Source organism: Blautia sp. St.27G3 (assembly GCF_059728505.1).
Window position 1 is genome coordinate 565,184 of sequence record NZ_BAAGFO010000003.1, and the last position, 22,453, is coordinate 587,636.

The 22,453-nt window shown below is 45.6% G+C and carries 25 protein-coding genes and 1 riboswitch; of the genes, 11 read left to right on the forward strand and 14 right to left on the reverse strand.

What is annotated here, in order from left to right:
* Window positions 1-90: 90 nt before the first annotated feature.
* From AC6I2O_RS16730 to spoIIID, 3 genes are all read right to left on the reverse strand, one after another.
* Complete coding sequence (locus tag AC6I2O_RS16730; RefSeq protein ID WP_497743297.1) at window positions 91-2,169, reverse strand: MSCRAMM family protein; 2,079 nt, start codon at window positions 2,167-2,169, stop codon at window positions 91-93.
* 87 nt (window positions 2,170-2,256) lie between these two features.
* Window positions 2,257-3,084, reverse strand: a complete 828-nt coding sequence (locus AC6I2O_RS16735) for a class C sortase (protein WP_120392784.1) — start codon at window positions 3,082-3,084, stop codon at window positions 2,257-2,259.
* A 253-nt stretch (window positions 3,085-3,337) separates the two neighbouring features.
* The gene (gene spoIIID / locus AC6I2O_RS16740; RefSeq protein WP_120392785.1) at window positions 3,338-3,586 is read right to left on the reverse strand and encodes a sporulation transcriptional regulator SpoIIID; all 249 of its coding nucleotides are present in this window, start codon (window positions 3,584-3,586) and stop codon (window positions 3,338-3,340) included.
* Between the two features lie 245 nt (window positions 3,587-3,831).
* Between spoIIID and AC6I2O_RS16745 the strand changes: the two genes are divergently transcribed.
* Window positions 3,832-3,993, forward strand: a complete 162-nt coding sequence (locus AC6I2O_RS16745; RefSeq protein ID WP_120392786.1) for a type II toxin-antitoxin system antitoxin — start codon at window positions 3,832-3,834, stop codon at window positions 3,991-3,993.
* Window positions 3,994-4,209: 216 nt separating this feature from the next.
* Window positions 4,210-4,458, forward strand: a complete 249-nt coding sequence (locus tag AC6I2O_RS16750; RefSeq protein ID WP_120392787.1) for a helix-turn-helix domain-containing protein — start codon at window positions 4,210-4,212, stop codon at window positions 4,456-4,458.
* A 276-nt stretch (window positions 4,459-4,734) separates the two neighbouring features.
* Here AC6I2O_RS16750 and AC6I2O_RS16755 read toward each other — a convergent pair whose 3' ends face one another.
* The gene (locus AC6I2O_RS16755; RefSeq protein ID WP_497743298.1) at window positions 4,735-5,559 is read right to left on the reverse strand and encodes a hypothetical protein; all 825 of its coding nucleotides are present in this window, start codon (window positions 5,557-5,559) and stop codon (window positions 4,735-4,737) included.
* Between the two features lie 131 nt (window positions 5,560-5,690).
* Here AC6I2O_RS16755 and AC6I2O_RS16760 point away from each other — a divergent pair, with 131 nt between their 5' ends.
* Window positions 5,691-5,852, forward strand: coding sequence for a type II toxin-antitoxin system antitoxin (locus AC6I2O_RS16760; RefSeq protein ID WP_120392789.1), 162 nt, complete (start codon window positions 5,691-5,693; stop codon window positions 5,850-5,852).
* A 217-nt stretch (window positions 5,853-6,069) separates the two neighbouring features.
* The gene (locus AC6I2O_RS16765) at window positions 6,070-6,321 is read left to right on the forward strand and encodes a helix-turn-helix domain-containing protein (RefSeq protein WP_120392790.1); all 252 of its coding nucleotides are present in this window, start codon (window positions 6,070-6,072) and stop codon (window positions 6,319-6,321) included.
* Window positions 6,322-6,546: 225 nt separating this feature from the next.
* Here AC6I2O_RS16765 and AC6I2O_RS16770 read toward each other — a convergent pair whose 3' ends face one another.
* On the reverse strand, window positions 6,547-6,891 hold the full coding sequence (locus AC6I2O_RS16770) for a helix-turn-helix domain-containing protein (RefSeq protein ID WP_120392791.1): 345 nt from the start codon (window positions 6,889-6,891) through the stop codon (window positions 6,547-6,549).
* A gap of 517 nt (window positions 6,892-7,408) precedes the next feature.
* Window positions 7,409-8,404, reverse strand: coding sequence for a ribokinase (locus tag AC6I2O_RS16775; RefSeq protein ID WP_120392792.1), 996 nt, complete (start codon window positions 8,402-8,404; stop codon window positions 7,409-7,411).
* A gap of 176 nt (window positions 8,405-8,580) precedes the next feature.
* Here AC6I2O_RS16775 and AC6I2O_RS16780 point away from each other — a divergent pair, with 176 nt between their 5' ends.
* Together AC6I2O_RS16780 and AC6I2O_RS16785 are read left to right on the forward strand one after the other, a co-directional pair.
* Window positions 8,581-9,057 carry a COG2426 family protein gene (locus tag AC6I2O_RS16780; protein WP_120392793.1) on the forward strand — a complete coding sequence of 159 codons (477 nt, stop codon included), beginning with the start codon at window positions 8,581-8,583 and terminating at the stop codon, window positions 9,055-9,057.
* A 10-nt stretch (window positions 9,058-9,067) separates the two neighbouring features.
* The gene (locus AC6I2O_RS16785; protein ID WP_120392794.1) at window positions 9,068-9,574 is read left to right on the forward strand and encodes a shikimate kinase; all 507 of its coding nucleotides are present in this window, start codon (window positions 9,068-9,070) and stop codon (window positions 9,572-9,574) included.
* On the opposite strand, the gene AC6I2O_RS16790 is transcribed toward AC6I2O_RS16785, so the two are convergent.
* Together AC6I2O_RS16790 and AC6I2O_RS16795 are read right to left on the reverse strand one after the other, a co-directional pair.
* Window positions 9,550-9,867, reverse strand: a complete 318-nt coding sequence (locus tag AC6I2O_RS16790) for an MGMT family protein (protein WP_120392795.1) — start codon at window positions 9,865-9,867, stop codon at window positions 9,550-9,552. The genes AC6I2O_RS16785 and AC6I2O_RS16790 overlap by 25 nt on opposite strands.
* Window positions 9,848-10,000, reverse strand: coding sequence for a hypothetical protein (locus AC6I2O_RS16795; RefSeq protein ID WP_497743299.1), 153 nt, complete (start codon window positions 9,998-10,000; stop codon window positions 9,848-9,850). The genes AC6I2O_RS16790 and AC6I2O_RS16795 overlap by 20 nt, the downstream gene beginning before the upstream one ends.
* Before the next feature lie 132 nt (window positions 10,001-10,132).
* Here AC6I2O_RS16795 and AC6I2O_RS16800 point away from each other — a divergent pair, with 132 nt between their 5' ends.
* Window positions 10,133-11,395: a Y-family DNA polymerase gene (locus AC6I2O_RS16800; RefSeq protein ID WP_497743301.1), complete on the forward strand. Its 1,263-nt coding sequence runs from the start codon at window positions 10,133-10,135 to the stop codon at window positions 11,393-11,395.
* Between the two features lie 131 nt (window positions 11,396-11,526).
* The gene (locus AC6I2O_RS16805) at window positions 11,527-12,552 is read left to right on the forward strand and encodes a branched-chain amino acid aminotransferase (RefSeq protein ID WP_497743354.1); all 1,026 of its coding nucleotides are present in this window, start codon (window positions 11,527-11,529) and stop codon (window positions 12,550-12,552) included.
* A gap of 125 nt (window positions 12,553-12,677) precedes the next feature.
* Here AC6I2O_RS16805 and AC6I2O_RS16810 read toward each other — a convergent pair whose 3' ends face one another.
* Together AC6I2O_RS16810 and AC6I2O_RS16815 are read right to left on the reverse strand one after the other, a co-directional pair.
* Window positions 12,678-12,956: a type II toxin-antitoxin system HicB family antitoxin gene (locus tag AC6I2O_RS16810; protein WP_120392938.1), complete on the reverse strand. Its 279-nt coding sequence runs from the start codon at window positions 12,954-12,956 to the stop codon at window positions 12,678-12,680.
* A 155-nt stretch (window positions 12,957-13,111) separates the two neighbouring features.
* Complete coding sequence (locus tag AC6I2O_RS16815; protein ID WP_497743303.1) at window positions 13,112-14,236, reverse strand: metallophosphoesterase; 1,125 nt, start codon at window positions 14,234-14,236, stop codon at window positions 13,112-13,114.
* 321 nt (window positions 14,237-14,557) lie between these two features.
* Window positions 14,558-14,743: riboswitch (cobalamin riboswitch) on the forward strand.
* Window positions 14,744-14,944: 201 nt separating this feature from the next.
* Here AC6I2O_RS16815 and AC6I2O_RS16820 point away from each other — a divergent pair.
* The 3 genes from AC6I2O_RS16820 (at window position 14,945) to AC6I2O_RS16830 (ending at window position 17,793) form a co-directional block, all read left to right on the forward strand.
* Window positions 14,945-15,910 (forward strand): ABC transporter substrate-binding protein, encoded by a 966-nt coding sequence (locus AC6I2O_RS16820; protein ID WP_497743304.1) that lies wholly within the window; start codon window positions 14,945-14,947, stop codon window positions 15,908-15,910.
* A 72-nt stretch (window positions 15,911-15,982) separates the two neighbouring features.
* The gene (locus tag AC6I2O_RS16825) at window positions 15,983-17,041 is read left to right on the forward strand and encodes a FecCD family ABC transporter permease (protein WP_497743305.1); all 1,059 of its coding nucleotides are present in this window, start codon (window positions 15,983-15,985) and stop codon (window positions 17,039-17,041) included.
* Window positions 17,038-17,793 (forward strand): ABC transporter ATP-binding protein, encoded by a 756-nt coding sequence (locus AC6I2O_RS16830; RefSeq protein ID WP_497743306.1) that lies wholly within the window; start codon window positions 17,038-17,040, stop codon window positions 17,791-17,793. The genes AC6I2O_RS16825 and AC6I2O_RS16830 overlap by 4 nt, the downstream gene beginning before the upstream one ends.
* Window positions 17,794-17,835: 42 nt before the next feature.
* On the opposite strand, the gene AC6I2O_RS16835 is transcribed toward AC6I2O_RS16830, so the two are convergent.
* The 4 genes from AC6I2O_RS16835 to AC6I2O_RS16850 all read right to left on the reverse strand — a co-directional run bounded on the left by AC6I2O_RS16835 (window position 17,836) and on the right by AC6I2O_RS16850 (window position 22,438).
* On the reverse strand, window positions 17,836-18,384 hold the full coding sequence (locus tag AC6I2O_RS16835) for a GNAT family N-acetyltransferase (protein ID WP_120392802.1): 549 nt from the start codon (window positions 18,382-18,384) through the stop codon (window positions 17,836-17,838).
* A 128-nt stretch (window positions 18,385-18,512) separates the two neighbouring features.
* Complete coding sequence (locus tag AC6I2O_RS16840) at window positions 18,513-19,634, reverse strand: aminopeptidase (protein ID WP_497743307.1); 1,122 nt, start codon at window positions 19,632-19,634, stop codon at window positions 18,513-18,515.
* Window positions 19,635-19,756: 122 nt separating this feature from the next.
* Window positions 19,757-20,878, reverse strand: coding sequence for an aminopeptidase (locus AC6I2O_RS16845; protein ID WP_497743308.1), 1,122 nt, complete (start codon window positions 20,876-20,878; stop codon window positions 19,757-19,759).
* Window positions 20,879-20,896: 18 nt separating this feature from the next.
* Window positions 20,897-22,438 (reverse strand): ABC transporter substrate-binding protein, encoded by a 1,542-nt coding sequence (locus AC6I2O_RS16850; RefSeq protein ID WP_120392805.1) that lies wholly within the window; start codon window positions 22,436-22,438, stop codon window positions 20,897-20,899.
* Window positions 22,439-22,453: the final 15 nt, after the last annotated feature.

A 22,453-nucleotide genomic window follows, 5' to 3' on the forward strand; every position in this document is an offset into this window, starting at 1 on the left:
GTAACCTTCCCGTGACACCAAAATTACAATAAAAAATTGTGTTTTCTGCTGCCTGCAAAACTGCAGTCAAACAGAAAACACAAGAATCAATTACTGTTCTTTTGCTTTTCGGCCCATTTTCCACATAACCAGAAGCAGCAACATGACCAGGGCTCCTCCCAATACACACAAAAATTCCAGAACAGGCGTATCATCCCCCGTACGTACAGTAGACGAACCTGCAGAACCATTATTTTTCTGATCCACGACAGGATTCTCCGATTCACGTTCTTTGACCTCTTCCGGGTATGTATTGATAATGGTTACTTCTTCTGATGCATTTGCAGCGGACATCCGTACACTGGTCTTATCCAGCGACACAGCAAACTCCAGGCGTGAAGCTCCGTCATACACGTTTCCGTTTCTGTCCGTCTCGGCCACATAGTAAACGATTTCCGCATCCGGATCAGCTCCGAGAGATACCGGAACCGTTACGCTCAAAGTCTCTGCCCCATCCATATTCAGCGTAATCAGGTCCCCGTACTGCTCCGTATAATTTTTGTCTGTATAGACTGCCGCATAAAAGACTTGATCAGTACCATACGGCGCAGAGCCTTTCAGAACCTTTTTCGTGATAGTCAGCTCACCCTCGTAATAATATCCCTGCGGAATCTCGTGGAATACATTCCGCAAGCCTATGCTTCCCTCCTGCCCTTGTGTCAGACTGATCTCATGCCCGTCCGGATATTCCGGAACAAACAGACAGTCTTCATAAAGGCCGCTTTCCATAAAGTTTCCAAATGCATCCGTCTCACCCACATAGTACGTCCTTCCTATCTCAAGATTTTCAAAAATGGCAGACGTACTGCTGCCTTGCTGACAGTGAAGCGGCTCTACATCACTAATTCGGTTTTGTCTTTCTGCATCTGCAAACAACGCTACATAAAACAGAGCATCTTCCACCATCAGACGATCTCCATTCAGATCGTACAATTCCTTGGTCACAATCAGGCGCCCTGAAGTCTCTTCCTGGCGTTCATCCACCATCGTAACCTCATTGACCGTATCCGCTGCATCGCTGAGCGTCAGTTTTACATCCTGCGCAACTGCATAACCGTCCGGCGCTTCAAGCTCGCTGATATAATATTCACCGGCTGCCAGGCCTTTCAGCTCATACGGCTGATCGGTAGTCACAAAAGAATACTTTGCATTTCCATTTTCGTCCAGAATAATCTGCCCGTTTGCATCCTTCACCACCAGTCTTGCTCCCGCAACAGGTTGTCCCTCACGATCTACTTTATGAACGCGCAGGGTTGTTCTCTGATTCACAATCTGTACCGCTGCCACTGCGCCTGATTCTTCCTGGTATATTCCTTCTATCTCCACCACAGTTCCCGGCTCTTCTATTAGAAACTCATGCGGAGTTGTATTCAAAATACAACCGGATGGTGCCTGTGTCTCCACTAGGCGGTAAAGCCCCATTGACAGATCGCTTAACACAATCTGTCCGCTTTCATTTGACACGAGATCTGCATCAAAATCTTTCCAATAAAAAACACCATCCTCATCAGATTCTGCCGCCGCATCATCCGGGACATTCCCATCTGCCGGATACGTTTTTTTCTGCAGTACAAAATGTGCCTGTCCAAGCACAGTTCCGCTTTCATCCGTCTTTGTGGCAATCACTGCACCTCCCGGCAGAGAATACTTCGGTGAAATCACGATATCATAGACCGAACCGCCCCCATCCTCTGTCAGATACGGCACCGGTATCAGCGCCGGCTGTAATACCACACTTTGAAAACCATCCGTCTGCGCACTAAGATAAAGTCCCGGCGTAAGCTTTTCAAAACGCACCTCTGCACGCTCACTTACCTGCCCTTTTTGTCCCTCCACGTTCTGCTCAGCCACGTATGTCGCCAGGCGCTCTGCCGCTCCCTGCATCTGTGAGCTGTCACGCAAATCAGTAATTACGATCCCGCACTCCGCAAACGTATCCTGAAATACATACCCCTCAGAATCCGTATAGTCTGCTACCGTATACAGCGACACTTCCGCACCAACTGCTTCCTGCGGCATCTGAAGCACAACAGAGCCTTCGTTCTGTGCCTGTACCGATATCCCTCCCAAAGCCAGCAACGACGCCATCCAGATGCCGCCTGCCACATCTTTCCATCCTGATCTTCTCACGGTCCTCTCTCCTTATATAATAGTTATTTTTTTCCAAAACACAAAAAAACGATTATCTGTGACCAGAGCCCTGATTCCCCCCATGTTTCACCTTGTGATAACCTCTTTGATGAAAATGACAACTCCCACAAACAGCACGAGCAATGCAACCGCTACTGTCACAATCCATAATACCATCTGAATTGGAATACCGGTTTCTTCTGTTTTTTCTTCTTGTACCGCACGCACGCCTACTGCTTGAGGCTTATAAGACGTCCGTTCTCCCCGCACCAAAAGACGGTGCGTATTCACGCCGTATGGGGTACAGGTCTGCAATGTCACATAGTCCTTTCCCTCTGCAATCCGGATCTGCTCTGTTTCCTCCGGCAGAACGATCGTAACCTGATTCACTTCATAAGCAAGTGTCTCATCCAGTACATGCAGATAAAATCGGTCTCCCTTTTCCATCTCATCAAGCCCTGTCAGAATCCTCGCAGCCGGTAAACCACTGTGTCCGGATAACACACAGTGCGTGGATGCTCCCCCTACCGGTAGTGACGTCTCTGGAATATGACCAATTCCCTTTTGCAGTGTTTCTTCCTCCAGCCCATGGTAAATTGGAAGATAAACATTCAGCTTCGGTATTTCCAAATAGCCGATGGCATCCGTTACAGCCAGCAAGTCTCCATAATCCGCTACTGATACTGCTTGTCCTTTATACAAGGCCTCATTGTACTGCTGTGCCTCTGCATACATGTCCTGCAGTTTCCCGCTTTCTTCCTGCGACACTGCCTGCCTGTAATCTTGAATCTCTGCCTTTGCCTGCTGCGAAAAAAGCAAATCTGCAACAAGCGGATATCCCGCTGCAATCACCCCACAAAGAATAAGAAATAATCCTGCCAGCAGAAGCAGTAACTTTCTTTTGTAATATTTCATTTCTGATCTCTCCTGTCTATTGACACGATCTGCCGTAACTTAATTTTAAAGTACCTTTTCTCCCTTGAAAATATAATAATTCTAAGATAAATATAACAAAATCCCGGTCTTTTCTTCAGGTAACACCGTATGCAACCAATTATATCCGAATTCTCTTTTGTCATGTGCACAAACGCCAAACGCCATGAAAGATGAAAAGCTGTCGCTTGAACGATAAAAACCGTAAAGCGACAGCTCTTTTATTATGTCAGTGTTACATATGAAGATATTTTTCTTTTGTTGCCATTCCTCCACGGATATGTCGTTCCGACTTATTTACATCCAATACGGCCCGCGCCTGGCTGGCAAGAGCAGGATTCAACTGCGACAGACGTTCTGTGATATCTTTATGTACCGTACTCTTGCTAATTCCAAATTTCTTCGCCGCATCTCTTACTGTTGCTTTACTCTCAATAATATAATTTGCTGTTCCAAGTACCCGCTCTTCTATATATTCTTTCAAGGAAAAATCCCCCGAGAAACCATTTTTACAATGTATGCGAAGAAGCGCAAAGGTATACACTATCAAGAAAAATATCTACCAAAAACAACCCCAAGCATAATACAGGGGGCTTTTCCTGTGCAAATTTATTTTTCCGTACTTAAAACAAGTTCATTTTTAACACAACATTTTACATGTACTTAAAATGTACTAAAGCAAAAATATTACATATTTTTATACTGATTTTTGTACTGAAAGGAAAGATTATGGAAAAAGATAAGCACTTGGGTCTACGGATAGATTCTGACACTCATAAAAAACTTAAAAGCCTTGCAGAATATGAGGGCCGTTCTATTAATGGTGAAATCCTGTATCTGATTCGTCAGGCAATCACCCGACATGAGAAAAAACACGGTTCTCTCCTCTGATCCCCATTTTATCGCATGTTTTAAAACCAAGCGATTCTATCGTATCATTTAAAGCTACATTTGTATGTCTGTTCCACATAAATATACATATCACTACATGTGCAAGAAGTCTAACATAAGAAGTCAGAACTTATCTTTCTATTCTACTTTCCATACACTATAATTGTCAATTTATTCCAAATACTTTGATAATTTACAAAAAGAGGTAGAAATAGAATGTACGAACAAAACTATGGCATCATCCAAATTAAATTGGCAGAATTAATCGAGCAACGCGGTATCAGCAAAAACAAACTCTCTCATCGTGCGGAAATGCAACGTTCTCAAATTAACCAGTATTGTAATAATCAGGTCACTCGTCTGGATACCGCAGTCTTGGCAAGAATTTGCACTACTTTAGACTGCAAAATCGAAGAGCTGCTGGAATTTGTTCCAAGTAAAATATCAAACAACAATGACCCCTGATATCCACTCAACAAAGAACGAAACAAACATCTTGTCTACACCTAATGTAGATCTACGAATACCACGTCAGCACCCGGAAGACTCAATAACAAACACTATGCCAGCGCCAGGTTACGATCAATCTACACCTGGTGCGATTTGTTTTGCTCATAAGTGGCACACTCTATTTATATATATGGTAAATTTATCTGTTCTCTTAAATACATATTTGCATTTTATTTATACATTTACAAATATTAAAACAAGAACCTCATTAAATAAAATATTGTGAACAAGCTATGACACGGAAACTGTATCCTCCTCAACAGATTCTTGATCTGCTAGAACTTTCTCATTTTTTTCCATTATAGGCAAATAATATGCATTCATTTCCAGCCCCTCCCTTACTTCGCGCACTTCTATCCAATAATCTCCAGTTGAAAAAGTTGTGTGTGTATCCTGGAGTGAGTACAGTTCCAATGTATCAAAATCCACCACGCAAAACGGTACGGGTATTTTATCGTCGTATTTCTTTTTTCTTATGACCTGATTTTCTAGTACGTTGTCAAGACACGACTGACAAAGATTCTCTTTCAGCAGTGTAAGATCAGGCAAAAGTCCCTCTGGCCATCGCACAGTAATGGAGGCTCGTCGTCCTGATGCCATACTTTCCTTTTCAATTCTGATATCTCCCTTATTTACAAAGCCAAACATTGTTCTGGCACTTGATGCATTTTCTTCGCCCAAAACACCGTTGGAATTAGAACCACCATCGCTATCTGTATTGCTTTTCTTCCTGGACTGTAAGTCAAAATCTGTCACATACCAATCGTTAAAAGAAATAACCCCAATTCCGCCAACCTGGCGATAGTAACTCAGCATAGTCCGATTATGTGATCCACAAAGAAAACAATCCTCCTGCTCCTGCAATTCTGAATCTAATTCTTTGTACTTAACTGTCACATATTTCTGATTCTCCTGCCACTTCCATAGCATATCCGGAACAGTAGTGCTCATCAGTGAGGTTACTGTAGCAACCAGTATATACTTCCATAGTGGAGTATATTCTCTTTCTTCTGCAAGGTCCTCCTGAAAAAAAATTCTTACATCCCGCCAAAACATCCTCAGCTGCCTCCTTTGATTTTTTTCGTACTTAAAACAAGTTCATTTTAAACACATTTACATAATTGTACTTAAAATGTACTGAGGTACATAACTTATTATATACTTATTTTAAGCTGAAAGGAATAGTCATGGAAAAAGATAAACACTTAGGTCTCCGGATTGATTCAGATACTCATAAAAAGCTTAAAAGCCTTGCAGAATTTGAGGGCCGCTCCATCAACGGAGAAATTCTTTATCTGATCCGCCAGGCGATCACCCAGCATGAACAAACATACGGCTCTTTATTCTGATTCTTCCCTTCGTTTAAAATACCCGGGAACTCATTGTGTATCTTAATGTTATTTTATTGACATTTTTTCGGATGTAAATGTTTTCCTTCTCATGTGTAAGAAGTCTGACAAGATTTGTCAGAACTTATATTTCTATTCTACATTTCATACACTATGATTGTCAAATTTTTCCATATTTTGACAGTTTATATGAAAAGTATGAAGGGGTAGTAATAGGATGTACGAAAAGAATTATGGATTTATTCAAATCAAATTGGCAGAGCTGATTGAAGAACGCGGGATCAGCAAAAACAAATTGTCTCATCGTGCAGAAATGCAACGAACGCAGATTAATCAATACTGTAATAATCAGGTCACTCGACTCGATACAGCAGTCCTGGCAAGAATTTGCGCTACTTTAGACTGCAAAATCGAAGATCTGCTGGAATTCATTCCAAACCATCTGTCAGACAGCAATGATATATCATAGATCAGTTTGTATACTTTTATCAACACCAGGTGCCCTGCCGACGCACCTGGTGTTTTTTCGACTTTTCTTTTCATGTGTTCTCTTTCGATTTTATCTTTTGTTTTTTCTCTGCTTTTCCCGTCTCCTCCTTTACGTATTTGCATATTTAATTCGTATATACGTATACTATCACAAAAAAAGAGGTATGTCAAGCGACATACACTCTTTTTTATCATATGCAAACAATCAACGCCCCAGTTTATGCAACGCCTCTGCGTATCCAAGCATTCGTTCTTTATCTCCGGGCCGCAGGGAACGGTACAGCGTAAAAAAAGCAAATTCCTCAGAATTTCTTTCTAACACAATGCATTCTTCGCCAAACGTCTTGTCTGACATCGTTTCTCCGAGCAATTCATATACCGAGACATCCAATGCCCTGCTGATTGCCAGAATCTTGTCAGCTGCCGGATTCGTCTTTTTCCGTTTCCAATCACTGATCGTGCTTTCCGCAATTCCCGTCTGTTTTGAAAATGTTTTCTGAGAAATACCCTTTGTCTTGAGAATATCAAAAATGCGTTCACTAATTGTCATCTTGCTGCAGCCCCTCTTTCAAAAAACCTGCTTTTTAATTTATCAGAAAATCACTCCCTGTGCAAGAACCATTCACAGGTAAATTTTCCGCACCTTTTATTTATGAAAGATTTTACAAGTATCCGAGAATGCCTGCAATGATCGAAAATACATGAAATGAAGCAGAACCTTATGTTCCGCTTCATTCTAAGCACATATTCTCTTTCTGTAGTCCTTTTATTTTTCATCATCCCGAAGTTTTCCAAGCGCTCCGCCCGGATGCCACTTCACATACTGCTGCGGCGTTACATCCTTGTCAGCCTGCAATATGTTCCAGCTTGCGGATTCCGGAAACATGCACACAATTTCCGTTTTTCTGTACCTCGATGCTCAACTCACGCGGCATCCTCGAGTCGTCCGTAATCTATGCTATCAATAAATTCACTCAGATCATTCTTCACAGCGTCAAAAAAAATAAAATCTCTTGTTTCCCTTTTGCCTCCATACGAAATACCTGCCCGAAATGTAATCAAACTCTTCAAGCCTTCAGCGCTGAAGTATCTGGCACACAGCCAACACGTTCCATCAAAAACGCTTCCACACGCTCAAGCGTCGGAAGAGACGGCATAGCACCCATTCCAGATACAGTGAGCGCCGCGGTATGGTTCGCAAACTTCAGCGTCTCATCGTAATCCCAGCCGCAACTTAGCCCCACCGAGAGAGCACCCACAAAGGAATCTCCCGCAGCTGTCGGATCTACAGCCATAACATTCTCAGCACATGGACTGTAAAATACACCGTCTTTTTCCGTATCTAAAATTGCTCCTGCTTCGCCAAGTGTAATCAGAACATTTTTTACTCCTTTGGCTTTCAGCGCTGCGGTGGCTGCCTTTGCTTCCTCCATATTAACGCCCTTATCTTCATGTGAAATCCGAATGCCAACCATATCGTATGCTTCATGTTCATTCGGAGAAATATATGTCAAATGAGACAGTAACTCATCAGAAAGTGGTGCGCTCGGTGCAGAATTCAACATAACTGGAACACCCTTTTCATATGCATACCGGGCAACCAGCTCATTAATCTCCATCGGAATTTCTAGCTGCAATACAACCAGATCATACTCTGCAATCTTTTCCTTCAAAAATGCGACATCGTCCGGCGTAATACTCATATTAGAACCAGAAAGTACAATGATGCGGTTTACGGTCTGCTTCCCTGGAGCTTCCTCCAGAATAATTACACTGCACCCGGATGGCAGTTTGTCATCATAAACGATATGTTCTGTATGTATTCCGGCTTCTTTGCAGGTTTTTACCATTTCTTCGCCGTTGCTGTCATGACCAAGTTTTCCCACCATCGTAACATCAGCGCCAAGACGCGCCATCTGTACCGCCTGATTTGCCCCTTTTCCACCGGGCGCTTTTGAAAATGTTTTCCCAAGTACCGTCTGCCCCTCACGCGGAAAAATCTCCGTAGTGGCAATCTGATCCATCACAAAGCTTCCCACCACGAGAATTTTCGGTTTCATCATAGTTTGTTGCCCCTTTCCTTTTGTTCATAATGAATCCAGAATATCAAAAACAGAAGGAAAATGCAACACTTAACACTCTTTCTTTCCAAAACCGGCAAAGTCTCTGATTTAGGGGCTATTCGAATTCGACATTTTCGTGTATACTATGGAACAGTACACTTAAAAAGGAGGCATTTATGCTTAATTATGCAATCGTTTTTCTGATTTCCATGGTACCGCTCATTGAGCTGCGCGGGGCAATTCCCTATGCCGTTGCATTCGGACTGCCAATTGTTCCTTCCTATATTATAGCAATCGTCGGAAACATGCTTCCTGTCCCGATCATCTATCTCTTTGCCCGCAAGGTGTTGGTCTGGGGAAAGGACAAACCCTATATAGGAAAATTTTTCACGTTCTGTCTTGAAAAAGGGGAAAAGGGAGGGAAAAAATTGCAGGAAAAAGCCGGAAAAGGTCTTTTCGTCGCCCTGCTCTTCTTTGTCGGTATCCCGCTTCCCGGAACAGGCGCCTGGACCGGTACACTGGCTGCCAGTCTGCTGGATATGGATTTCAAATCCAGTATCATTGCAGTTATGCTCGGAGTCATTCTGGCCGGACTGATTATGGGGGCCGCAAGTGCAGGGCTTTTGGGCGCTGCGGGAGCAATTTTAGGTTAGGAATTCTGTTATGTCAAATGATAATATCACACTTATTGGAATGCCCGGCGCCGGAAAAAGCACGATCGGAATCGTGCTGGCCAAGGTACTGGGATATGATTTTATTGATTCCGATCTTCTGATTCAAAAGGAGGAAGGCAAACTGCTGTGGGAAATTATGCAGGATGCCGGAAACGAAGGATTCACCCGTATCGAGGATCGCGTAAACAGCCAAATCGAAGCCAGGCGAAGTGTCATTGCTACCGGAGGCAGCGTTGTGTACTGCCCCACAGCGATGGCACATCTGCGTGAAATCAGCACCGTCATCTACCTGAAAGTCAGCTGCTCCATCCTTGAGAAGCGGTTGGGTGATCTGAGCAGACGCGGTGTCGTCCTTTCACCGGATCAGACTTTGACAGATCTCTATAAACACCGTGTGCCCCTCTACGAAAAATACGCACATATTACCGTCAACGTCGGGCACAAAACGGTGTCAAACGCGGTCGCCGCGATTCAAAAAAGTCTTTTTTCCCACTGATACGTTTCCATAATCACCCTGCCACCCCGAAATGCAACGCCTTCCCCCTGCAAAAGCTCCACCTGGCGATTTCCTCCACCAAACGCAAAAGCCTGTGAAACCTCTCCTAAGCGGTTCACCACCCGGTGACAGGGAATCCGTTTTGGGTCTGGATTCACGTGCAGGGCATAACCTACAACCCGGGAAAGCCTTTTGTTCCCTGCAAGCTCCGCAATCTGGCCATAGGTCGCCACCTTTCCATACGGTATTTTACAAACAATTTCATAAATTCGCTCAAATGTATTTTTCTCCATAAATCTCCTTTCTGTCCGACATTTCATCACCATGATTGCTCACATCATACCGTCTTTCTATCGTCACTGCAAGCATCTTTTGTAACATTTTACGCAAAAGCCCTGACCATTCCAAATGCTCTTTATTTCCCATAATGACAAGTTCTCATTCAAATGTTAAACTAGTATCATTCATTCCTAATATAAGTAATTGCGAAACTTTATCATGCTTCGTCCGGATAACCCCTTCGCAATCAATTTCCCCCGGAAACAAAGGAGTCCTGTTATGCGTATGATTTTCCACATTGATGTCAATTCCGCCTATCTGAGCTGGACCGCCCTCTCCCGTATGCAGGCAGACCCTGCTGCTGTTGACCTGCGCACAATCCCTGCAATTATCGGCGGAGATGAGAAAACCCGTCATGGCATCGTCCTTGCGAAATCCATCCCGGCCAAAAAATACGGCATTCGCACCGGAGAGCCGGTTGCTTCCGCCTTGCGCAAATATCCACTGCTCACAATCGTTCCACCGGACCGCAGATTATACAATCAGCGCAGCCACGAACTTATGGAATTGCTGTATACCTACACCTCTGATCTTGAACAGGTATCCATCGACGAATGTTATATGGATTATGCTCCTATCAGCCGGCGTTTTTCCTCTCCAAAGTCCGCTGCACGCCAGATCGCCGATCATATTAAAAACAAGCTCGGATTTACTGTAAATATCGGTGTCGCACCGAACAAACTGTTGGCCAAAATGGCCAGTGATTTTGAAAAACCAGACAAAGTCCATACTCTGTTTCCGGAGGAAATTCCGCAGAAAATGTGGCCCCTCCCCGTCAGCGAACTGTTTATGGTCGGCAACAGCAGTGCACAGCGTCTTCTTGAGCTTGGAATCCGTACGATCGGCGAACTTGCACATACGGACCCTGCATTTTTACAGCTTCAGTTTAAAAGTCACGGGCAGACCATGTGGGAATATGCAAACGGTATCGACAATACACCACTGAATGCCGGCAATCATGAACTGAAAGGCATCGGCAATTCCACTACCCTGTCCTCAGATATTCAAAATGCGGCTGATGCAAAAAAAATCCTGCTCTCGCTTTCTGAACAGGTTTCCTCGCGTCTTCGTAAGTCGCATCAGCTCGCCCGGACAGTAACCATTGAAATTAAATATAACAACTTTCAGTCTTATTCCAAACAGACACAGCTCTTTTCTCCGGATGCAACCTCCGGCATCCTGTACGAATATGCCTGCCGTCTTTTCGATGAGCTCTGGGATGGAACGCCAATCCGCCTCCTCGGCCTTCGCACCTCCAAACTGCTGCCGGAAGATGCTCCCGTACAGCTTTCGCTGTTTGATTTTGGCTTGTCCACAGCAACAAACCTTCCGGAAAAGGATACAAAAAACAGGCAAAGTTCCGCAACACAGACATGCAACGCAGAAAAGCAAAAGCGACTGGAAATTGCAATTGACCAGATTCGAAAACGATATGGAGCCGATGCCGTTACACGCGGAACACTTCTGAAAAAAATCACTTGAAAGGCTCTGACTCCTTTACAGAAAATCAAAAATAACTTCCCTGTTTTTGCTTGACACAGCAAAACAGCAGGCGTAAACTACTACTAATCAATATTCAGCTATTTAAACTACTAAAGGAAGGACTGTTCAGTATGGAAAAGAAAAACATCAACTGGTCGGAACTTGGTTTCGGCTATGTGCCGACAGACAAGAGATTTGTCGCTAATTATAAAAACGGAGCCTGGGATGACGGTATCCTCACTTCTGACGCTAACGTAACGATTTCCGAATGTGCCGGTGTACTTCAGTACGCACAGACCTGTTTCGAGGGCATGAAGGCCTATACAACCGAAGACGGACGCATCGTCACCTTCCGCCCTGATCTCAACGCAGAACGAATGGAAGCATCCTGCAAGCGTCTCGAAATGCCGGTATTCCCCAAAGAGCGTTTCGTCGATGCTGTCGTGCAGACCATTGCAGCAAATACCGCTTACGTTCCGCCCTATGGTTCAGGCGCCACGCTTTATATCCGCCCTTACATGTTCGGAAGCGATCCCGTCATCGGAGTAAAACCGGCAAATGAATACCAATTCCGTGTTTTTACAACACCGGTTGGTCCGTACTTTAAAGGCGGCGTAAAACCGCTTACCATCCGCGTATGCGATTTCGATCGTGCGGCACCTCACGGAACAGGCCATATCAAAGCCGGTCTCAATTATGCAATGAGCCTCTATGCAATTATGGACGCGCATCGTCAGGGCTTTGACGAAAACATGTACCTTGATGCTGCTACCAGAACCAAGGTAGAAGAAACAGGTGGAGCGAACTTCCTGTTCGTCACCAAAGACAACAAAGTTGTCACCCCGAAATCCAACAGCATCCTGCCATCCATCACCCGCCGTTCCCTGCTCGTTGTGGCAAAGGATTATCTGGGACTCGAAGTAGAAGAACGCGAAGTGTACTTCGATGAGGTAAAGGATTTTGCAGAATGCGGACTTTGCGGAACAGCAGCCGTGATCTCTCCGGTTGGCAAAATTGTGGACCACGGCAACGAAATCTGCCTGCCAAGCGGCATGACCGAGATGGGTCCTGTTACAAAGAAATTGTATGAAACACTGACCGGTATTCAGATGGGACGCCTGGAAGCGCCGGAAGGCTGGATTAAAGTGATCGGCTAATAAATATACTACACACCAAAAACAAAATAAGGAGTTACCGTGCTTGTTTCTATTTCTCGCGGCAGCTCCTTGTTTTTTTAATTCTGTTCTTTTCTGTTGTTCTTCGCCTTATTTCTTGAACTTCTCTATTCGTCCCATCCGTCTGACAGACGTACATTCACACAGATATTGCGCACAACTTCTCCCTCTGTAAGCTTCAGATCTGCCACATCCGAAACCGGCGGCAGATGAGCGCCTTCTTCCGAAAGCTCCAGCTCAATCCAGTTATAAGCTGCTTCATTTGCAGCGTCCACAGCGTCTTCCAGGGTGTCTCCCTGTGCCTCACAGCAGGCAAGATCCGGAAATACTGCCCGAAAGGTACCGGAAGGTGTTTTTTGAATAATTGCAGGATATATAAATTTCATAAACATACCTCAGCTTTCTCATGTTCAAACTTTATCTCAGATATCTGCTATCACATAATGTGCCTTATCCTTTTACAGTGCAAACGGATCTCTGAGCGTTTTCTTTGATATTATATGCTTTTTTTCCCATAGAAGTCAAGCTGGAAAGCTGTCTTCTATGCAGGATTCCCGGCCACATGCACAACGACAATTTCGCTGTGCTTTCCGGTTCGAAACGCGTATCCCCAACCTCCAATGCCTGACGATACAATCAGCTCCATATCGCCAATTGTTTTTCTGCCATAGTTAAACGTATCTTTATCGAATAAAGTAGTAATAAGTCCCACCGGCCACATCTGACCGGCATGCGTATGCCCGGAAAGCATCAAATCATATCCGGCCTGTTCATTTTCTTCTATCTCCCGCGGCTGATGGTCTGTCAAAATGCAGAATCGCTGTTCAGAAACATCCGCCAGAAGTTCTTCAGATGACTTGCGCTCCATCTCATCTCTCCTGGCATCCGTCCGGTCGCGCCGGCCGGCCACACAGAGCTCTTCGCCGATCAAAGCCGTCTCGTCCTCCAAAATCTTTATTCCTGCTGCGGTAATCGCTTCCTCCAGTTCCGTTTCCGTAAAATCACACGCATCCAAGTAGCGCCCCTTGTCGTGATTGCCATAAACGTAATACGTTCCGTACGTGCTTCTGATCTGACCCAGGCATCTAAACGCCTCCTTCACCTGTTCCAGCGTCGAAGCCTCATCTACAATGTCCCCGCCAAGCACAACGAGATCTGGCTGTTCTTTCTCTATACGTTCACAATAATTCTGAAGCTGTTCCGGATTCATGGTTGTCCCAAAATGCAGATCTGACAAAAAGGCAAGGTCATATCCTTCTTCCCGGATTTCCTTTTCTGTAAAAACCGTGTATTCCGTCACAACCACCCGGTGCATATTCCAATATGCATACCCAAGAACAACAGTCGTGACCGCTGCTGCCAGTGTACCGCTGCGCCATGCAAGCTCCACGTACCTGTGAAATCCGTGTCCTGACTTTTTCAGAACCAGTCTCACAACATCCACAATCGCCGACGCTGCAAGAAAATGCAGAACAATAAGCGCCCAAAAACCAAACAGATTCTGCGCCGGAAGAATCACCAGCACAGATAGTACCACTGCCAGCACCATCTGCACATACTTCCATTTCCCGCCAAACAGCAGTATCTGAATCCTTCTGATAATAAAATACAAATAAATGTAAAGTGGAATCATAAAGATTCCCGCCGTTCTCACAAAAAACCGCATTCTCTTTCTCCCTGCTTTTCCTTATCAATATTTCACGATCTGCTAACAAAATACAGAATATCCAAAATCCGGAATTTCATTCTTCCTCATCCTATCTTCTCAAACTTCTGCCCGCAAACGATATTACCGCCAGCCAGGACACATTGGTCCCCCAGTTGGCGGTAACATTATAACAGTTCGACTAAGCTACAGGTCAATACATAATATGTGAAAATACTGTGAATTCCTTCGTTTTCTAACAAAATAAATGGGACTCGGATCTATAAAAGTTGTACTTGACAGCAAACGCTTCTCTATACTAAGATAAAAACAGCATAAAAATACTGCGTATGTTAATATAGTGCCGAAAGGCTGCCCCCTTTGGGGCAAAGGGAACAAAGTAGAAGCTTTGACAGCCCCCGCTACTGTGTGACAGACGAACTCTCCCAAAAGTCACTGGAAAACCGGGAAGACGGAGAAAGTAGGATGAAGTCGAGTCAGGAGACCTGCTATATTATCAATACTGTTGCTTTCGGTGGGGAGGCTTACATAGACATAGCAGAAATGCTTTTTTGCTGTGCGCAGATTGTGAAGTTTTATATTTTCACTTTACTTCTCAGATCTGATGAGCCACCAAAAGGCTCTTTTTTTATGCGTACAGACTGTTGCAGTACCGCATACTTCTGCATCAGTCCAGTCATTTCACACAGCAGAAAGAGAGGATTCAAAATGAAAAAGAAATTTGTTCTATCACTACTTGCAGGTATGATGATTCTGTCTTCTTTTGGTACGGGGGTTTTTGCCAGTGAGACAGCAGATTACAGCGAAGTAACCATCGAAAACGGTGCCCGCACTCTGACCTTCACGGAAATGCCGACCGGTATCCTTTGCTGTTACAGTGGAGAGGTACTGATGAAACTCGGACTTGACCAGTACATCATCGGTACAAGCACAAACAACAAGGGCCGTATCTCGCCGCTTGAAGGCGTAGCCGAGCTCTTTGAAGGGATCCCGGAGATTGAGCGTTCACACGAAAACGCAGTTGCCTGCGGTGCAGACCTGATTGTTGGGGAAGTCAGCGCATTCCAGGAAGACCGCTGGGGAACGTACGATATGCTTGAAGAAAAGGGAATCACCTCGTATGTGCTCACCGGTACTGTCGTGGAAGATGAAACAATGGACAGTATTTATCAGGATATTGAGAATATGGGGAAAATTTTCAAAGTGGAAGAGCGCGCGGAGAAACTGATTTTTGAGACAAAAGAACAGATTGCCGCGATTGAAGCCTCTGTAGCTGATATTAAGGAAGAAGAAAAAGTAACCGCCTTCGTTATGGACAGCGTGAGCGGTAATGAAGTTTATACCACTTCCGCGGGCCTGGAAAGCAATCTGATCGAACTGGCCGGCGGCATCAATGCCACAAAGGGAATGGCTGATTCCAGATGGTTCACAACAAGCGTGGAGACCATTGTTGCCACAAATCCGGACGTTATGATCTTCAACGACTATGGCAATGAGGAAATGCTGCAGGAAAGCCTTGATTTTATCAATAATAACGAAGCGCTGGCCGATGTGCCGGCAGTCGCAAATCAGAATTATATCATTATTCCGCTCGCTTATGCGATGCATGATTTAAGCGCAGTAGAAGCATGTGAGATTTTCGCGGAAGCATTCTACCCGGAACGCTTCCTATAGGCATGAGCCTGTGATCAAACACCATTTTCATACGCATAGCCCAATGAAACGCAATTTACTTAAGGAGACAATATGAAGGGGAAGCATATTCGCAGCGGTCTGCTGTTTCCTGTTTTGACTGCATTTTTGATCTTTTCCATCCTGTATGTGGTATCAATCGGCACTACCCCGATAGACATCAAAACAGTCTATCAGGTCATGGCAGATCAGATCTTTTTCAGTGGAGCACAGACAGCTGCCGGTGCATGGGATAAATCAATCTACCAGATTATCTGGAATATCAGGCTGCCCAGAGTTCTTTTCGGAGTATGCTGCGGCGCCGGCCTTTCTATCTGCGGCGCAGCCATGCAGGCCCTTGTCCTAAACCCTGTCGCAGAACCCTATATTTTAGGCGTATCTTCCGGTGCATCGGCCGGAGCTGCTCTGGCGCTTCTGACACCGCTCCCCTTTTTCAGCGGACAATACCGCACCACTGCCTTTGCCCTGCTTGGTGCACTTCTTGCCTTTTTCTGCGTCTATCGCATGGCAAAAGCCGGTGGCGGCGGTAAAATACAGCCGGTTGCCCTCCTGCTCTCCGGCACAGCCGTAAATGCCGTGATGAGCGCCGTTACCAGCTTTTTAATCTTTATGGCCAAAAGTCCTGAGAGCATTTCTGCTGTCTATAACTGGCAAATGGGAAGCCTTGCCTCCGCCCAGTGGAGCAGTCTCCGGATTCCGGCTCTCGGCACCGCTTTGGGTTGTATCGTCTTTTTCTGCCAGAGCGGCAATTTTAATCTTATCATGATAGGAGACGACGATGCTGCTGCCATGGGACTGCATGTAAAACGCTTTCGTGGTATGATGTTCATCATCTGTGCCCTCATTGTAGCATCTCTTGTCTCTGTCACCGGTATTATTGGATTTGTAGGCCTTATGGTCCCCCATATGGTTCGTCTGCTCGCAGGGACAAGCAGTAACAGAATCATTTTGCCTCTGAGCGCACTGTTCGGCGCTTCTTATCTGATCTGGGCCGATGCCGCTGCGCGCAGCCTGTTTGGCCCTGCCGAACTCCCGCTTGGCATCATTACCGCATTTGTTGGAGCTCCGTTTTTCTTTTATCTGATGATACGAAAGAATCGAGGTGGCGCATGACCACAGCAATAGAATTTCAGAATATACAGACCGGTTATGGAAAAAAAGAAATCCTGCACAACGTGAGCGTGCAGGCAGAGCGGGGAAAAATCACCGGAATTGTCGGACCAAACGGCTCCGGAAAATCGACACTGGTTAAAACACTATTCGGGATAGTACCCTGCAAATCCGGCGCTATTTTTCTGGACGGAAAAAACCTGCAATCGTTCAGCCGAAAGGATGTCGCAAGGAAGTTAGGATATGTCGGACAGGATACCTCTGTGGTTTTTGACTTTTCTGTGGAGGATATTATTGGCATGGCTCTTTACCACCAAAAAAAGACAGATCTCCCATCAAAAGAGCGAATTCGTCTCGCCATGGAAGAACTGAATATCCTGGAATTTTCCGGACGCAGCATTCAGACACTCTCCGGAGGGGAACGAAAGCTGGTTTTTCTGGCCCGTGCTGTAGCACAGGGTGCAGATACTATCATACTGGATGAACCGACCAACCACCTTGATATCTACCACCAGATTTTTCTGTTAAACTATCTGAAGCGAAGCGGTAAGACCATTCTCCTTGTTATTCACGATCTCCGCCTTGCAGCCCACTATTGCGATCACCTTTTCTTGATGCAGGACGGTCGCGTCGCCTCCAGTGGAATCCCCGAGCACGTACTGACTCCAAAAAATGTGAAGCAGGTATTCGGAATCTCCGGAAAAATCAGTTATTTGCCGGATGGTACCAGGGACTTTTGCATGGACTTCCAGTGAAGTCCATGCCGATGTACCCGTAAAACAAAGTTCTGTTTCTTTTCAGAAATATTTTACCATGCACAGCTCACTCTCACACGTCCCATCCTTTAAATGAAATCCGTTTTTCAGCTCGCCCCACACTTCAAATCCGGTACTCTGATACAGCCTGAGCCCTTTTTCATTTGTTTTCAGCAAACTCAGCTCTACCTGCGCAAATCCCATCTCCTTCGCCCTCTCCAAGCATGCCTGCGTGAGAGCTCGTCCAAGCCCAAGTCCCCACCACGGCTGTAGCACCGCAATCCCAAAATCGGCACGATGACGCAGTTTTATACGCTCACTAAATGGACTGATGCTCGCATTTCCGGCAAGTTCTCCCTCCACAAAAGCCGAAATCTGAATACTGTTTTTACTCTCCACACACTGTTCGAGAAAATCTGCTTCTGATTCCAAGGTCTCCGTAATCTCTTCTGGATACCGTCCGACAAACTCTGTCTCCTCCGACATCCTGCGAATATACAAAAGCATCGCCTCGGCATCTTCTCTCCTCGGACTCCGCAAAACGGCAGTCTTCCCATTCTTCATCGTAAATTCCTGCTTTTCATACAGCATAACCACAATCCCCCATTTCTTCTGTCATCTATATTCTAATTCAACTGCAAAACTTTTCCAAAAACTCCAGATGTTTATAAAAAGGGCTACCCCCTCCCCTTTCCGAAGCGGCGGCAGCCCATCCATTCTTATTTGAGATTTTCCGGATTCAGGCAGTCAAGCTCTGGCAGAACAAATCTCCCATCCTTGCGGATCAACACACCGTCAAACCACATCTCTCCGCCTCCAAATTCCGGCATCTGGCAACAGATCAGATCCCAATGCTGTGCGGAATGATTGCCATTCTCATTGCGCTCATACGCATTTCCCGGTGTAAAATGAAAACTTCCTACCATTTTTTCATCGAACAGAATATCACAGATCGGACGTGTCACATATGGATTGCATCCGATTGCAAACTCTCCCACATAGCGGGCACCCTCATCTGTGTCAAAAATTTCGTCCATGCGATCCGGAAGATTGGAATCAGCCTTTATCACCTTTCCATCTTTAAAAGTCAGTGTCACATCCGAATAGACTGCTCCATTATACGGCGACGGGATATTGTAGTGAATGACTCCGTTGACAGAATCCTTCACCGGCGCCGTAGAGACCTCCCCGTCTGGAATATTGCACTGTCCGTGCCACGGATATACGCCAATTCCTTTGATCGAAAAATGAAGATCGGTTCCTGGTCCGATAATATCGACTTTATCGGTACGCTCCATCAGCTTCACAAGCGGCTGCATGGCCCTTTCCATCTTATCGTAGTCCACCAGACATGCCTTAAAATAATAATCCTCAAATTCTGCTGTGGACATGCCTGCAAGCTGTGCCATCGCGCTGTTCGGATAACGCAGTACGGACCATTTTGTGTGGTTACAGCGTTCCGACAGATGCAGCGGTCCCCAGTAATTCCGTTTGTAGACATCTATCTGTGAAATCGGATAATTGTCCCATTCATGAATATTCAGACTTGCACGCACGTCGATATAGGCATCCATATTTTTCATGCGCTCCAGCTGGTAAGACGTTACCGCAGCCATATGCGCATCATTCGCCCCTGCAATCACCGCTCCCATCAGCTGCTCATCAAACTGGTGGACATACGGCTGTCCGCCTGCCACATATGCTTCCTCAATCAGCGCCCGCACCAGCGGCACTGCATCCGGATCACCATGAAGCTCAATCAGTATTTTCTCATCCTTTTGCAAATATACGGCCTTATTGATCAAAAACTGCGCATATCTGCGAATTCTGTTATCTTCCATATTCTATCCTCTCTAAATTTTAAAAAAAGGCCGTCACATTATCTTCCTAATGCGACAGCCCTTCTATGGTGTACTATATCCCTTTCACCTTGCGTGAAGTTCCTATGATACAGTTCACAAATCTACAGCAAATTCTCCGGATTCAGACAATCCAGCTCCGGCAGAACGAAACGGCCATCTTTGCGAATCAGCACATCATCAAAGTATATTTCACCGCCGCCCGCTTCCGGTGTCTGCAGGGAAATCAGATCCCAGTGCTGTGCAGAACGATTGCCATTATCCGCTACATCATATGCATTGCCCGGTGTAAAGTGGAAGCTGCCTGCCATCTTCTCATCGAACAGAATGTCAAGCATCGGAGACGTGATGATCGGATTCACGCCAATCGCAAACTCGCCCACATAACGTGCTCCTTCATCTGTATCAAAGATCAGATTCATCTTATCGGTCAGATTGGAGGTGGCATTTACCACTTTTCCATCCTTAAATTCCAATCTTACGTCACGAAATACTTCTCCGCCGTACGGTGACGGAACGTTGTAATAAATAAATCCGTTCACAGAATCTTTTACCGGTGCGGTCAGGATCTCTCCATCCGGAACATTGTTCTCGCCGGTTGTACCAATTGCCGGAATTCCCTTGATTGAGAACGTCAAATCTGTCTTCGGACCTGTAATACGTACCTTGTCCGTACGTTCCATCAGCTCCACAAGCGGCTGCATGGATCTGCCCATCTTCTCATAATCTACCAGACACGCATTGAAATAGAAGTTCTCATATTCCTCTGTAGACATGCCTGCAAGCTGTGCCATCGCTTCATTCGGATAACGAATTACCGTCCATTTTGTGTGATTGCAGCGCTCGGATAGGTGAATTGGTCCCCAGTATTCCTTGTTATAAATAGCCATCTTATCTTTCGGTACGTCGTTCCACTCGTGGATATTTTTCGACGCACGGATGTCTACATATGCATCCATATCCTGCATACGCTTCAGCTCATACGCTGCGATATTATGCATATGCTCTTCGGATGTTCCTTTTAAGATAGCACCCTCAAGCTCATAATCAAATTTCTGGAAAAAGGGGAAGCCCCCCAAAGCGTAGGCTTCCTCAATCATTGCTTTCGCCAGCGGAGCCGCCTTCGGATCTCCGTGAAGCTCGATTAGAATTTTTTCCCCTTTTTTCAGACCAACGGATTTCTCGATAATAAATCTCGCAAACTTACGGATTCTTGGATCTTCCATTGTTCTTAATCTCCTTTTTTATTCTGCCCAGTGATAATCAAACATCGAGTAGGATTTTGCATTGTCGCATACAATGTCCGTGCTGTGCGGAATCGCAAATTTTACAGCGTACAGCGGAACAAACGGAACATCCTGCATAAACTTGTCGATCATCTGCTTAAAGATTTCCTTACGCGCTTCCGGATCAGACTCTCCGCGGGACTGCTGAACAAGTGCATCCATTTCCGGATCGTTGTAGAAGCTGTAGTTTGAGCTTCCTGCATTCTCAGAATATAAAGCGCCAGCCAGAACCTCATCCAGATCATAGGTCTGTCCTACCCATGAAAGCGGAAGAATCTCAACGCCGCCTGCTCTCATTTCTTCCAGGAACGCAGCACGCTCCATCGGCTCAACGGTTGCATTCAGGCCCATGTTTACAAGTACATTCTGAAGCCATACACCGAGTGTTGCATACGGTTCTGTATTGTAGGATTTTACGGTAACGCTTGCGCCTTCCATACCGCACTCTGCCACGAGTTCTTTTGCCTTATCCAGGTCATAGCTGTAAGCATACTCGGAATCATAATCCGGATTACCGGACATCTCGCTTCCGATGTCGCCCGGATAGCTGATCAGCACGCCCATGCCGTCTGCTGCAACTGCCAGAGCTTCTTCCGGATTAATTGCATATGCAACTGCCAGTCTCATCTTCGGATCAGAGAATGTACCGTCCGGTGTGTACATATAAACACCCTCGTTACGTCCGCTGACATATTCTTCTACTGCGATATTGTCTGAGCTTGTCAGTGTGTTGTATGCGGTTCCGGTAATCGGATTGAACCATACATCCATATCTCCTGTCTGCAGTGCAACAACGGCTGCGTTTGTATCCTGCATCTCATGGAAAACAACTTCTTTGATATCTGCCTCGCCTGCATAGTAATCCGGATTTGCCTCAAAGGTCATGGAAACATCCGGTTTCCAGTCTGTCAGAATATACGGACCGCAGGAAAGTGTCTTATCAACGGTTGTACCGTACTCTGCGCCCCAAAGCTCATTGCCGTGAGCCGGCATGATGGAACCGTACATATCAGTAGCCAGATTGGACAGGAACACAACGTCCGGCCGTGTCAGTTTCATGACAACTGTATAATCATCCACTGCTTCTACGGTATCCAGATCTGCCACTACTACAGAAAATCCAGGCGCTTCTTCTTTCAGCATCTGCATCGTAAACACAACGTCCTCTGCCGTAACCGGTTCTCCGTCGGACCACTTAAGATCCTGTCTTAAATGGAACGTAAGCTCTGTGGATTCCTCATTTACTTCCCAGCTCTCTGCCATTCTCGGCTCATACTCTCCATCACTGTTTTTGTGAATCAGAGTATCAGAAATCTGTGCATATGCGATAGACTCCGGAACACCCGGGGAGTGCAGTCTCTGGATCAGTCCGTCCGGAATTGCCGGATATGCAATGTTGATCGGTCTGTCACCCGCCGCAGATACATTTACCGTCATACTTGTTGCCATCATAGCACACATAAGTGCTGCCGCAACCGCTCTTTTCATTGATGTATTCATATTTTTTCCTCCTTA

Bases quoted from the DNA above. Each gene is read 5' to 3' on its own strand.
- AC6I2O_RS16735 (WP_120392784.1), bottom strand. From the start codon at position 3,084: ATGAAATATTACAAAAGAAAGTTACTGCTTCTGCTGGCAGGATTATTT.
- AC6I2O_RS16745 (WP_120392786.1), top strand. From the start codon at position 3,832: ATGGAAAAAGATAAGCACTTGGGTCTACGGATAGATTCTGACACTCAT.
- AC6I2O_RS16750 (WP_120392787.1), top strand. From the start codon at position 4,210: ATGTACGAACAAAACTATGGCATCATCCAAATTAAATTGGCAGAATTA.
- AC6I2O_RS16755 (WP_497743298.1), bottom strand. From the start codon at position 5,559: ATGTTTTGGCGGGATGTAAGAATTTTTTTTCAGGAGGACCTTGCAGAA.
- AC6I2O_RS16760 (WP_120392789.1), top strand. From the start codon at position 5,691: ATGGAAAAAGATAAACACTTAGGTCTCCGGATTGATTCAGATACTCAT.
- AC6I2O_RS16765 (WP_120392790.1), top strand. From the start codon at position 6,070: ATGTACGAAAAGAATTATGGATTTATTCAAATCAAATTGGCAGAGCTG.
- AC6I2O_RS16770 (WP_120392791.1), bottom strand. From the start codon at position 6,891: ATGACAATTAGTGAACGCATTTTTGATATTCTCAAGACAAAGGGTATT.
- AC6I2O_RS16775 (WP_120392792.1), bottom strand. From the start codon at position 8,404: ATGATGAAACCGAAAATTCTCGTGGTGGGAAGCTTTGTGATGGATCAG.
- AC6I2O_RS16780 (WP_120392793.1), top strand. From the start codon at position 8,581: ATGCTTAATTATGCAATCGTTTTTCTGATTTCCATGGTACCGCTCATT.
- AC6I2O_RS16785 (WP_120392794.1), top strand. From the start codon at position 9,068: ATGTCAAATGATAATATCACACTTATTGGAATGCCCGGCGCCGGAAAA.
- AC6I2O_RS16790 (WP_120392795.1), bottom strand. From the start codon at position 9,867: ATGGAGAAAAATACATTTGAGCGAATTTATGAAATTGTTTGTAAAATA.
- AC6I2O_RS16795 (WP_497743299.1), bottom strand. From the start codon at position 10,000: ATGGGAAATAAAGAGCATTTGGAATGGTCAGGGCTTTTGCGTAAAATG.
- AC6I2O_RS16800 (WP_497743301.1), top strand. From the start codon at position 10,133: ATGCGTATGATTTTCCACATTGATGTCAATTCCGCCTATCTGAGCTGG.
- AC6I2O_RS16805 (WP_497743354.1), top strand. From the start codon at position 11,527: ATGGAAAAGAAAAACATCAACTGGTCGGAACTTGGTTTCGGCTATGTG.
- AC6I2O_RS16810 (WP_120392938.1), bottom strand. From the start codon at position 12,956: ATGAAATTTATATATCCTGCAATTATTCAAAAAACACCTTCCGGTACC.
- AC6I2O_RS16815 (WP_497743303.1), bottom strand. From the start codon at position 14,236: ATGCGGTTTTTTGTGAGAACGGCGGGAATCTTTATGATTCCACTTTAC.
- AC6I2O_RS16820 (WP_497743304.1), top strand. From the start codon at position 14,945: ATGAAAAAGAAATTTGTTCTATCACTACTTGCAGGTATGATGATTCTG.
- AC6I2O_RS16825 (WP_497743305.1), top strand. From the start codon at position 15,983: ATGAAGGGGAAGCATATTCGCAGCGGTCTGCTGTTTCCTGTTTTGACT.
- AC6I2O_RS16830 (WP_497743306.1), top strand. From the start codon at position 17,038: ATGACCACAGCAATAGAATTTCAGAATATACAGACCGGTTATGGAAAA.
- AC6I2O_RS16835 (WP_120392802.1), bottom strand. From the start codon at position 18,384: ATGCTGTATGAAAAGCAGGAATTTACGATGAAGAATGGGAAGACTGCC.
- AC6I2O_RS16840 (WP_497743307.1), bottom strand. From the start codon at position 19,634: ATGGAAGATAACAGAATTCGCAGATATGCGCAGTTTTTGATCAATAAG.
- AC6I2O_RS16845 (WP_497743308.1), bottom strand. From the start codon at position 20,878: ATGGAAGATCCAAGAATCCGTAAGTTTGCGAGATTTATTATCGAGAAA.
- AC6I2O_RS16850 (WP_120392805.1), bottom strand. From the start codon at position 22,438: ATGAATACATCAATGAAAAGAGCGGTTGCGGCAGCACTTATGTGTGCT.